The sequence below is a fragment of the Rhodococcus sp. EPR-134 genome, assembly GCF_001647205.1.
GTDB lineage: Bacteria > Actinomycetota > Actinomycetes > Mycobacteriales > Mycobacteriaceae > Rhodococcus_F > Rhodococcus_F qingshengii.
Map to the genome: position 1 here is coordinate 1 of NZ_LVCT01000442.1, position 11,828 is coordinate 11,828.

The 11,828-nt window shown below is 61.2% G+C and carries 11 protein-coding genes; 10 read left to right on the top strand and 1 reads right to left on the bottom strand.

The features are described 5' to 3' along the window. Positions 1-341: 341 nt before the first annotated feature. Entirely contained in the window at positions 342-1,028 is a 687-nt protein-coding gene (locus tag A2J01_RS20520; RefSeq protein ID WP_058228370.1) for a response regulator transcription factor, read from the bottom strand. A gap of 102 nt (positions 1,029-1,130) precedes the next feature. On the opposite strand from A2J01_RS20520, the gene A2J01_RS20525 reads away from it, so the two are divergent. The 10 genes from A2J01_RS20525 to A2J01_RS20565 all read left to right on the top strand — a co-directional run bounded on the left by A2J01_RS20525 (position 1,131) and on the right by A2J01_RS20565 (position 11,802). Beyond that, entirely contained in the window at positions 1,131-2,465 is a 1,335-nt protein-coding gene (locus A2J01_RS20525) for a sensor histidine kinase (RefSeq protein WP_051649478.1), read from the top strand. A gap of 302 nt (positions 2,466-2,767) precedes the next feature. Further along, positions 2,768-2,923 carry a hypothetical protein gene (locus A2J01_RS35910; protein ID WP_156519336.1) on the top strand — a complete coding sequence of 52 codons (156 nt, stop codon included), beginning with the start codon at positions 2,768-2,770 and terminating at the stop codon, positions 2,921-2,923. 62 nt (positions 2,924-2,985) lie between these two features. Beyond that, a complete protein-coding gene (locus tag A2J01_RS20530; protein ID WP_042920093.1) occupies positions 2,986-4,470 on the top strand; it encodes an aldehyde dehydrogenase family protein in 1,485 nt (494 codons plus the stop codon). 12 nt (positions 4,471-4,482) lie between these two features. After that, complete coding sequence (locus A2J01_RS20535) at positions 4,483-4,893, top strand: sterol carrier protein (RefSeq protein ID WP_042920096.1); 411 nt, start codon at positions 4,483-4,485, stop codon at positions 4,891-4,893. 97 nt (positions 4,894-4,990) lie between these two features. Then, on the top strand, positions 4,991-6,664 hold the full coding sequence (locus A2J01_RS20540) for a long-chain fatty acid--CoA ligase (protein WP_064113462.1): 1,674 nt from the start codon (positions 4,991-4,993) through the stop codon (positions 6,662-6,664). Positions 6,665-7,039: 375 nt separating this feature from the next. Next, positions 7,040-7,717, top strand: a complete 678-nt coding sequence (locus tag A2J01_RS20545; RefSeq protein ID WP_231915856.1) for an MlaE family ABC transporter permease — start codon at positions 7,040-7,042, stop codon at positions 7,715-7,717. A gap of 141 nt (positions 7,718-7,858) precedes the next feature. Continuing rightward, a complete protein-coding gene (locus tag A2J01_RS20550) occupies positions 7,859-8,638 on the top strand; it encodes an MlaE family ABC transporter permease (RefSeq protein WP_081559622.1) in 780 nt (259 codons plus the stop codon). A gap of 1 nt (position 8,639) precedes the next feature. Further along, entirely contained in the window at positions 8,640-9,803 is a 1,164-nt protein-coding gene (locus A2J01_RS20555) for an MCE family protein (RefSeq protein WP_058228372.1), read from the top strand. Further along, positions 9,800-10,804, top strand: coding sequence for an MCE family protein (locus tag A2J01_RS20560; RefSeq protein ID WP_042920102.1), 1,005 nt, complete (start codon positions 9,800-9,802; stop codon positions 10,802-10,804). Before A2J01_RS20555 ends, A2J01_RS20560 begins: the two co-directional genes overlap by 4 nt. Beyond that, on the top strand, positions 10,804-11,802 hold the full coding sequence (locus A2J01_RS20565; protein ID WP_042920103.1) for an MCE family protein: 999 nt from the start codon (positions 10,804-10,806) through the stop codon (positions 11,800-11,802). The genes A2J01_RS20560 and A2J01_RS20565 overlap by 1 nt, the downstream gene beginning before the upstream one ends. The last annotated feature ends 26 nt before the right edge of the window (positions 11,803-11,828 follow it).

The following is an 11,828-nucleotide window of genomic DNA, read 5'->3' on the forward strand; positions in this document are numbered from 1 at the left end:
GCGCTGGAATGGCCTTCAACCGCACGCACACTGCAGCGACACTAACCGGTGACTCCGCACTGGCGAAAAGCGAGCGCCGGCGCCATCCGCCGGACGGTGATCTCGGTCCCCCAACGGATCGCCTAACTCCGTCCAAAAACTGACCTTGCACCTCCCGCCGGGCTGGCCGTGGGAGAAACCGTGGACAACGTTGTTCGAGAGCATGTTCTACCGCCCCGATCATCGCCTGACCGGGTCCGACTCTTGCGCGCCCACGTTGTGAAGATCCAGTAGGACGACCCGACAGCTGAGGTCGGCTGATCGACCACGCTCACAGCTCACCCGATGGCGCGCAAGATAATTCACAACGACGAATCATTACCTCGGTGCATCCAGGAATCGGCGTCGAGTAGCCCATAGCGACCCGCCATGGCCGCTGCTTCGATACGATTTCGCGCCCCTACCCGTTGAATAAGTGATGCGACCATCCTCTTGGCTGTTCTTTCGCTGACATGCACTCGCTCAGCGATTTCCGTTGTCTCCAGACCATGAGCGAGCAGGCTCCACAGTTTCACTTGTTGTGGACCGAGCTTGTCTAGGAGATCATTCTCGGGCTTGCGACTACTTCTGAGTATTTTCTCAAGCACGCCCGCCTCGACGACTTTCATTCCGGCCGCAAGGGCGAGTAGCGGGGCCACGAGCGCGTCCGCGTCGGACGACTTCGCCATGAACCCGTCCGCACCGCTCCGCAATGCACGTTCGGCCAAGGCGAGGTCCTCAGTGCCCGAAAGTGCCAAGATCCGCGTCGTAGGATAGGCGGCACGGACTGCTGCGATGGCCTCCAATCCGCCTCGTGGTGGCAGAGTCAGGTCAATCGTCACGATGTCCGCTCGGTTCTTCCCGACCAGTGCGACTGCCTCATCGCCGTTCGTCGTGGTGCCAGCAACATCGAAAAGGTGGTCAGCCCTGACACCTAACAACAGTTCGAGCCCCTGAGTGAAGAGCGCATGGTCGTCCACGATAACTACGACGAGTGGGGTACCAGACATAGATTGTAGTGTGACATGCCCGACAAGTACGCGATGCTATGCGGGCTCTCACCTAGAGAATCTGAAGGGATCGACTCAGCGCAGCCTTGAGGAGCAACGATCATGTTCAGAGGGTATGACCCTATCGCGGGAGCTGCGATAAAGCCTGTTCATTGGAAGGAACCCGAGCGAGTAATCGCGGTGCTGCGAGTTCTCGTCATCGGCAGCATCACCGTGGTCGTAGCTTTCGGAACACCGATAAACCGTACATACCTGCCGATAGCGGTGCTCGGTCTCGGGTTCGCCTTCACGTATGCCAGTTACATTTTGATTGCCGATCTGCAGGGCCTGCGCCAACTACCCCAGGATGTGGTCGCGGCCCTCGACGGGGTGGCGTCGGTGACATTGGCGGCCGCAACTGGTGGAGCAATGAGCCACCTTGTCGCAGTTCTGCCTTTGGCGATCGTCGCGATCGCGATACGCCAGGGGATTCGGCACGCCATTGCCGGCGCCGCGTGCGTGGGTGCACTATTTGCCGTGGTTGCACTCGCCATACCGCTGCCTAGTGCGTCGATGGCGTACCGCATAGAGACGGCATGGTGGTGGTGCGGTTACCTAATTATGTTCGCAGTCTTGACCGGCACCCTACGGAGCCTCCTCGATCGTGAACATGACCGAGCGGTCCAGGCGAGGGCCGAGGCGCTCTCGGAGCATCTGACAATTGTCGAGGAACGCGATCTCCGAGCCAGACTGCTCGAAGCCCAAGCGATGCGAGATGATGGGCTGAGGATCGTACTGCACGAATTCCGCACGCCGATATCGTCATTGAGTTCGTTGGCTAACTCCCTCGCCACCCCGGGCCGGTTTGACACCCAGGCCCAGGAAAGGGCCATCAGTCTGATTGCAGCACATAGCCGGCACCTCACCGACATGCTCGACAGTTTGGCCGATGTGGCGTTGAGTACGGGCGATCCCACCGGCGTCGCCCGCGTGCGGCGCATCGCATTGGACGAGCTTGCCCACGGGTCGCTCGCAGCGGCTGGCATCTCGCGCGCGAACAGCAAAATCACCATCACACCGCCCGGTGCCGTGGTCCACTGCGATGCCCACCGACTACAACGTGTCATGACGAATCTTCTCGAGAATGCGCGACGATACGGTGCGGACCATCCCGTGGAACTGTCCCTGATCTGCACCCCATCGTCCCTGAAGGTCGAAATCGGCGACCGCGGACCGGGTTTGACCGATGACGAGGCCACCCTGGTTACCCGCAAGTTCGTTAGCCTCGGCGAGCGCAGAGGCACGGCGGGGCTCGGTTTGTGGATCGTCGCGGAAATATCGAGCGCGATGGGCGGTACCTTTGTCTTGGTACCGCGCCCGGGGGGAGGACTGATCGCCCGAGTCGTCATCCCACTGGACAGCCCTCCGGAGATCTCAGCACGCGTCGACCCACGCTGACGCGACTCCCGCACGCCGTAAGTGCAGGAAACGGTCCCAGTCTCAAGCCACGATTCCAACTGGTCAAACAGCACCGGCCTGCCTGACTCGCCTGCCTGCACCGCTCACCACCTTACGGAGAGCTTCTGCCCAGTCGATGCCGTCAATCCGGGTCCTGGTCACATATAGCTTTGCCCGTGAAAGCTGGCACCACCCCGCGACCAGAAAGCCTGTCACTGCGGATATTTCATCCCGATGCACCAAAACCAGCCCCTTTGCAACGCACTTTTCTCAAGCCTCGCACCGGCCCCGGATTGCCCGCAGTGACGGGATCCGCAGCGGTAGTCCTCTCGTGCATTATGGGCACCTCCCGCCCGTCCGCCAACTACCCGCTCGTCGGAAGCTTCGGGCCTTTCATCGCGGCCGCCGACGGCCCGCTCGGGCCATCCATGGCCCGTATGACCCGCGCAAAGACGTGACCTGGATCACCAGACTTGACCCCTAGTGCGCCGAAGTCCGGCGTCCATAAGCAGGAGATTCGATGACCACGATCATCCCTGAAGGCACGGCACCGTCCTTGGATGGTGCCGAGGAGAGTATCTTCATAGCGGGACAGCGCCGCCCAGCGTTGAGCGGCAACACTTTGGATACTGTCGACCCAGGAAACGGGAAGGTCCTGACCCGGATCGCGCTGGGCACCGGCGATGATGTCGACGCCGCTGTGCGCTCGGCCCATTCCGCCCAGACCGAATGGGGTGCGCTTAAGCCCACTGCACGTAGTCGTGCGCTTGCGGAGCTTGCGCACCTCGTCGAGCAAAACGCTGAGGAGCTTGCCACACTCGAAACCCTCGACAACGGTAAGCCCCTCACAGAGTCCCTCTTCCTTGACCTGAGCATCGCAACGGAAGTCTGGCGTTACTACTCGGGTAGTCCATCCCGGTTGACCGGCGATGTTTTGCCGGTGTCGCCACTGGTGGGCGAGGCCCTGACGTATACTCGGCGGCAACCACTCGGTGTCGTCGCGGCCATCGTCCCGTGGAACTTCCCGCTCCTTATCGCCAGCTGGAAGATTGCGCCCGCTCTGGCCGCTGGTAATGCCGTCGTCGTCAAGCCGAGCGAGATGACCTCGTTGACGACGGTGCGGCTCGCAGAATTGGCGATCGAGGCAGGGCTACCTCCTGGCTTGTTCAACGTCGTAACCGGCTTGGGTCACGAAGCGGGACAAGCACTCGTAGAACATCCCGGTGTAAACAAGATTACGTTCACCGGGTCGACTGAGACGGGTCGGCGCATCGTTGCCGCCAGTGCCCGCAACCTTGCGAAGGTGACGCTCGAACTCGGTGGCAAGTCCGCCAACATCGTCTTCGCGGACGCAGACCTCGATGCAGTGGTCGAGGGTGTCCTGACTGCCATCTTCGTAAATCAAGGACAGGTCTGTTGCGCTGGTAGCCGCCTGTTCGTGCACCGCAGCATTCATGACGAGGTGGTTGCCAGACTGGTAGAGGCGACACAGAGAATCGTGACCGGTCACGGCCTCGACGATGGCACGCAGATGGGACCATTGATCTCGGCAAATCAGCTCGACCGGGTCGAAGGTTTTGTTCAGGCCGCACTCGCGGAAGGAGCGGTCCTGCAAACCGGCGGCAACCGCTGCTCGGACTCCGCCGGCTACTTCCTCGAGCCCACGATCTTCACCGGCGTGACCGACCACATGCGTATCGCCCGCGAGGAAGTGTTCGGCCCGGTTCTGTCGGTCCTTGCATTCGATGACGAAGCCGAGGCAATCGCCCGGGCGAACTCGAGTGAATACGGACTCGCAGCCGGCGTGTGGACCCGTGATGTCTCACGCGCACACCGGGTTGCGCACGCACTCGACGCAGGGACGGTGTGGGTCAACATGTACAACATGCTGGACCCAACCTCGCCTTTCGGTGGCTTCAAAAATTCCGGGTATGGACGTGACCTCGGCGAGGAAGCGCTTCTCGGCAATACCCAGACCAAGTCGGTCTGGATAAATCTCGACTAAGGAGAAACACAAATGGGCATCTTCAAGAACGCCGACGATGTGTACAAGTATGTCGGCGGTGTATTCAATCAGGGAGTTTCGGATCCCGAATTGGGACCGAAGTTTGCGGAGTCGGGTGTGACTCTTCGGATTACGTACACCGACCCTGATTCGGTGATCACGGTCGACTTTCCAAACGGTAAAGTTTACACCGGAGTGGATGTCGGGCCCGACCCGAACGTCGAACTGTTCATGTCGGCCGACAGCGGAAACAAGTTCTGGCTCGGCAACCTCAATCTCCCCGTCGCCATGGCGAAGGGCACGGTGCGTGCCAAGGGGCCAGTGCCGAAGCTTCTCAAGATCATCCCTACAGCGAAGACACTGTTTACCCCGTACCGAAACATGCTTGCCGTCGACGAGCGGACTGATCTGCTGAACGCCTAGCCGTGTATGGGAGCGTGGTGCGTCAATTTCACCGCGCCGCGCTCCCGTCGACAAGTCCCCCTTTTTTCTGAAACCTGGAGACCCCGTGCTTAGTACGATGCAAAACTCCCCACTGCTGGTCCGCGAGATACTGCTACACGGGCAGCGCATATACGGGAACTCCACTGTCGTGACCTACGAGCCGGATTCCTGCCGTCGCACCACATTTGACGAAGTAGCCCGCCGTGCCGAACGCCTCGCCAGCGGGCTGACCGAAATCGGAGTTTCTCCAGGCGACCGGGTCGCCACGCTTCTGTGGAATACGCAGGAACATCTTGAGTGCTACCTCGCGATCCCCTCGATGGGTGCCGTCCTCCACACCCTCAACCTGCGACTGACCCCAGAGCAGTTGTCGTTCGTGATTAACCATGCTCAAGACAAAGTCATCATCGCCGACAGGACTACTCTTCCGCTACTGGCCCGAGTACTCGACCAGCTCACGACCGTCGAGCATGTAATCGTCGTCGGCGACACCGACCAGCTACCCAACAACCGATACTTTCACTACGAGGACCTCCTGACAGTGTCCCGCGCACCATACGTGTGGCCGGATCTGGATGAATCGCAGGCCGCGGCAATGTGTTATACAAGCGGCACGACGGGCGACCCGAAGGGTGTCGTCTACAGTCACCGCTCGACGTACCTACACTCCATGGCATCTGCCGCAGGGAACGTCTTCGGTCTCACCGAGCACGACATCGTGCTTCCAGTAGTACCGATGTTCCATGCGAATGCGTGGGGATTGGCCTACACATCATGGCTTTCCGGGTCCGATATGCTCTTACCTGGCCGCTATCTCCAGGCCGATCACCTGGCAAAGATGATCGAGTCCGAGCGACCCACCCTCGCCGGCGCCGTACCGACAATCTGGAACGATCTCCTCAGCTACGCCCGAACACACAGCACAGATCTGAGCAGTCTACGACTCGTCGCGTGTGGAGGATCCGCGGTTCCACGCTCTCTCATCGAGGGCTACGACTCCGATTTCGGTGTCCGCATCATTCAGGCCTGGGGAATGACCGAGACCAGCCCGCTCGCAGCGATAGCTCTGCCACCGAAGGGAAGCGCGCCGGAAGACGAAATGTACTGGCGATCCAAGACTGGCCGAGTGACCGCGGGCGTTGAAGCGCGTCTGGTAGACGACTCCGGCAACGAGGCGCCCTGGGACGGAAAGTCGATCGGCGAGATCCAGGTGCGAGGGCCATGGATTACCGCGGCATACTACGGAGTCGACGCAGCCGACAAGTTCGCGGACGGATGGCTGCGCACCGGCGACGTCGCCCATATTGACCCCCGCGGATACATCCAGATCACCGACCGAACGAAGGACGTCATCAAGTCCGGCGGCGAGTGGATCAGTTCGGTCGACCTCGAAAACGCCCTGATGGGACATCCGGAGGTCTTCGAAGCAGCCGTTATCGCCGTACCCGACGCCAAGTGGGAAGAGCGGCCGCTTGGCTGCGTTGTGCGCACCCCGGGCTCGACGATCGGCACCGATGAACTGCGCACATTCCTGAACGCACAGGTCGCACGGTGGTGGATTCCCGAACGCTGGGCATTTCTCGAGGCGGTGCCCAAAACCAGCGTCGGAAAGTTCGACAAAAAGGCGCTGCGCGCGCTGTACGCCCGAGGTGACATGGAAGAGCAACTCTCGACCCGCACAGCGCAGCTCAGTCATGATTCACCCAACGCCGACGGTACTCGGAGCCTCCGGCAGGGATCCCTCGGATAGCACGATCGGACCGTCACAAGTGGTGACGGCTTTCATTGGGTCACCGGGCTGTGCCGGGGTTCCCACAGTCGCGGGAACCCCGGCACAGCCCCTCTTCACCGTCGGTGTGGACCGCACCCCACTGGTACCGAGCGCCGAAAAGGGGCCCATCCCAGTCAAACCCGGCCGGAGGCGTCTCTGTCGACGCGAATCGAACGCTGCGGCATCCGTCGACACACTCATACACAGGCACTCATCATCGCGGAGGACTACGTGCAACTGCTGGACAGATCCCGATCGGCGGGCGAGAGTGGCGCGAAGGCTTTGGCCGCCTTACGCGTGGCACCCCGTGCGGTCGGTGCTTTCTACGCCACGTCCCTTGAGACGTTTCGCTTCATGTTTCGTCGCCCCTTTCATCTGCGCGAATTTCTCCTGCAGGCGTGGTTCATCGCCAGTGTGTCGATCATGCCGACTCTGTTGATGGCGATCCCCTTCTGCATGATGTTCGTCTATCAGATCAACATCCTGCTGGCAGAGATCGGTGCCGTGGACCTCAGCGGTGCGGGTGCCGGTGTAGCCATCGTTCGCGAAATCGGGCCAATCGTCACAGTCCTGGTCGTCGCGGGCGCCGGATCGACCGCGATCTGCGCGGATCTCGGCTCTCGGACGATCCGCGAGGAAATCGATGCGATGAAGGTCCTCGGGATTGATCCCATTCACCGGCTTTGTGTTCCGCGAGTGTTGGCCTCCATGGTCATCGCGATGTTCCTCAACGGCCTGGTCTCGTCCGTCGGTCTGGTGGGAGGTTATATCGCCACCGTGTACATGCAGGGCGCGTCGCCCGGTCAGTACGTCACCTCGATCTCCATTCTGACCGGTCTCGGGGACTTCTTCGTCGCCGAAATCAAGGCCGCGGTGTTCGGGATGCTCGCCGGACTGGTCGCATGCCACCTCGGCTTGAACGTACGAGGAGGACCGAAGGGCGTCGGTGACGCCGTCAACCAGACAGTGGTCTTCAGCTTCCTGCTGCTGTTCCTGGCGAACTCGGTGATCACGACTTTGGCCTTGCACTGAACACGTTTGGACAACTGACAGAAACCGAACGACAAGAATGACGGGAATCTCGTGTCGATAGCCAACAAACCTACGGTTCTCCGGGGAACCGGAGCCGCCGCGATCAAGTTGATTGATGCGCCGGTCAGCCATCTCGAGGAGATGGGCCGACAACTCTCCTTCTACAACCACACCATCGCGTCGATTCCGCGGACCCTTCGGCGCTACCGCGCTGAGACCGTCCGCCTCCTCGCCGAAGTGAGCATGGGCACCGGAGCCCTCGCCGTAATCGGCGGCACCCTCGTGGTCATCGCCATGCTCACCGCCGCCGTGGGATACGAGGTCGGCCAGCAGGGTTCAACCTCGCTCGGCCACATCGGCCTCGGCGCCCTGTCCGGTTTCATCTCTGCCTTCTTCAACACCCGCGAAGCGATCCCGGTGATAGCCGGCATCGCACTGACAGCGACAGTCGGCGCCGGTTTCACCGCACAGCTCGGGGCCATGCGCGTGAGCGAGGAGATCGACGCAATGGAAACCATGTCGATTCCGTCACTGCCGTACCTCGTCACCACAAGGGTGCTAGCCGGCGTGATCGCAGTGATCCCACTGTATTCGGTGGCCTTGTTCATCGGCTTCGCCGCCACCCAGCTGGTCACAGTCTATATAGTTGGGGAAGCCGAAGGCACGTTCTCGCACTACTTCAACGTCTTCCTCGTACCCAGCGATGTGATCTGGTCCGCGGTCAAGGTGCTGGCGATGGCCGTCGTGGTGATGTGCGTGCACTGCTACCACGGCTATAATGCCGTCGGAGGTCCAGCCGGTGTGGGGGTCGCGGTCGGTCGAGCAGTGCGGACCTCGCTGATTTCCATCATGATCATCGACCTACTTATCGGTATCGCCGTGTACGGCGGCACCGCCGGGGCTGTGCGGGTGTCGGGCTGACATGAGTGGACATCTGACAGAACACAGCCGCAAGGCCTACGTCACACTCGGCCTGGTCCTGATCGTGGTAGGAGCGCTCGCGACGGCGACCTCGATCGCCGTCTACCGGGGAAGCTTCACCTCGGCCATCCCCGTCAAGCTGTATGCGACCCGCGCCGGATTGTCGCTCGAACCCGGATCCGACGTAAAGATGCGCGAGGTCGTCGTCGGCCGCGTCATCGACGTGAAACTGGTCGACGGACACGCCGAGATATCGATGGACATCGACAAAAACCGTGCGTCCTCGATCGCAGCGAACGTCTCTGCGGCAGTAGATCCCACGACCCTGTTCGGCCGCAAGTTCGTAACCCTCATGCAACCCGAATCTCCCTCCCCCGAGTCGATCTCGGCGGGAACTGTGCTGTCGACCGGGCAGGTTGCGACGGAAATCAACGATCTGCTCGAATCATTGGTTACGGTGTTACGCACCGTTGAACCGGAGAAGGTCAACGGGACCTTGAATGCGTTGGCGACGTCGCTCCACGGCCGCGGCGACAAACTCGGCGACACCTTGGTCGACCTCGACACCTATCTGTCGAGTTTCAACGACAGCATCCCCACACTGCAACGTGACCTTGCGCAAGGCGCACAGACCACCGACATCCTCGCAGCCGCGACTCCTGACCTCATGGCAACTGTCGATCACGCCAGCACCACCGCGACGACGATCACCGAACGCCAAGACCAACTCAACGCGTTCATCCTCAGCTTTACCGGCTTCGGCAACAGCGGTCATTCCTTGCTCGACGCCGCCGGCGCACCGCTGAAAGAATCCCTGTCATCGTTGGCGCCGACCACGGACCTGCTCGCCGAGCGCGCGCCAGCCCTTCCCTGCTTCGTCGAAAGCCTGAAGCAGTCCAATACCTACCTCGAACGGACGCTCGGGGGAAGCGATATGCCGGGGTTGAACATCCTCGGCACCCTGTTGATGGGCGACCCGCCGTATACGAACCCGGCCAACCTACCAGTGGTGCAGGCGGACGGTCCCGTTGCCTGCTACGACTGGACACAGCCGCAGGGGCACACCAACTTTGATGACGGCAGTAACGCATATCGTCCCGCACGGACCCCGACGGATCTGATCGGGAACCCCTTCGCGCAGTTCTTCCTGGGAGGTCTGCGATGACCAAAAGCACACCGGTATTCAAGTTGCTGATCTTCGTGTTGGTGACCATGCTGACCGGGTTCGGTGTCGCCACACTGGTCGGCAATCTTCGGTTCGGCAGCACACACACTTACAGTGCAGTCTTCTCCAGCGCTTCCGGAATCGGGAGCGGTGCAGACGTCCGGGTGGCGGGAGTGCCAATGGGCAAGGTCACCGATGTCGCTCTCAACTCGGACAGCACGGCCGTGGTCACCTTCTCTCTGTCCACCGAGCGGCCGCTGACCTCTGCCACCGAAGCGAAGATCAAGTACAAGAACCTGATCGGGGACCGATATGTCGACCTGTCCCAGGGTGCATTCGATCCGCGTCCGCTCGACGGCCCCATCCCACTCGCGCAGACGACCTCCGCTCTGGATCTTGACCAGGTCGTCAACGGTTTCCGTCCCCTTCTCCAGGGCCTGGACCCGGACCAGACCAACCAATTGTCCACCTCTCTGGTCCAGGTCCTCAACGGTCAGGAATCGAGTATCAGCACGCTGATCACCCAAGTCGACACCCTCACTAACACCCTCGCTGACCGCGATCAGGCCATCGGTCAGGTGATCACCAACTTCAACACCGTTCTCGGCACCGTAAATAGCCGGCACGACCAGTTCGGGGCGCTCGTCGATCAGCTGCAGCACCTAGTCGCAGGTCTCAACGACGACCGGGGACTGATCAGCCGCTCCTTGGGACAGATCGACGACGCATCCAAGACATTGGCCGAGGTTCTTACCGAGAACCGTCCCGCCATCGCGCAGGACGTATCGGCCCTCGGCGACCTGGCCGGTCGACTCAATGCCAAGACCGACACCCTAAACATGATCTTGGCCAAGCTGCCCGAGAACTACCGCCTGACTGGTCGGGCCGGTGGATACGGAAGCTATATGAACCTGTTCGTGTGCGGGCTGGCGGTCAAGTACGCGCAGGGACCAGGCGGAGTCACGCCGATGTTCACCGCGCCCGCCGAAAGGTGTAAATAATGATGACTAAGTCATTCCTCGAACGGAACCCGATCCGTATCGGCGTCGTAGGCACCCTCATCCTCGTCGGTGCAATCGCCCTCGCCCTCAACTTCGACACGATGCCCGGTATCGCTGCGAAGACGTATCACGCCGAGTTCGGCGACGCGAGCGGTCTGGCGGTGGGTGACACCACCCAGATCGCCGGTGTCAAGGTCGGCGAGGTGCGGAAGATCTCGCTGGACGGAGACAAGGTCGACGTCGAATTCGATGCCGACAGCGGCGATATACGCCTCGGTGACGACACCCATGCCACTATCAAGGTCGAGACTGTGCTCGGACGCCGGTATCTCGAACTCGCGCCGGGAGGCGGCGGGGAGCTCGGTCGAGGCGGCACGATTCCGCTCGCCAACACCACGTCCGGATATGACCTGACACGATCGCTCGAAGAAGTGACCGACAAGGTTTCCAAGACGGACACCGTCGATCTGTCCGGCGCTCTCGATCAGCTCTCGCAGGTCGAACAGGCTCTCCCCCCCGACCTGCAGTCGTCACTGACTGGACTGTCCCGGTTGTCCGAGACGGTGGCCAGTCGCGATGCCGAACTGCGTCACCTGCTGACCAACACCGCAGGCGTCAGCAACGTCCTCTCCGACCGCAGTCAGCGTGTCGCCCAACTGCTCGGCCAGGGTCAGTCCCTGTTCTCCACGCTCAATCAGCGGGCCGACTCTATCCACAACATCCTCGTGCAGGCCCGGCAGATCGCCGACGAACTCACCGCGTTGAAGCGGGACAACGAAGGCACCCTCACACCCACCCTCTCGCAGGTGGACATCCTGGTGACCACCTTGAACAACAACTACGACAACATCAACGCCTCCCTAACCGGTCTCGAACGCTATTCCAAGCAAATCGGTGACGTCGTGGGCAGCGGGCCATTTTTCGGGGCGCTTCTGCAGAACATTCTGCCCGCGAATCTTGCAGGTCAGCTTCCCGGCAGTCTCGGAGGTCCTCGATGAAGGGGACACGCAAGCCCACTCGTATG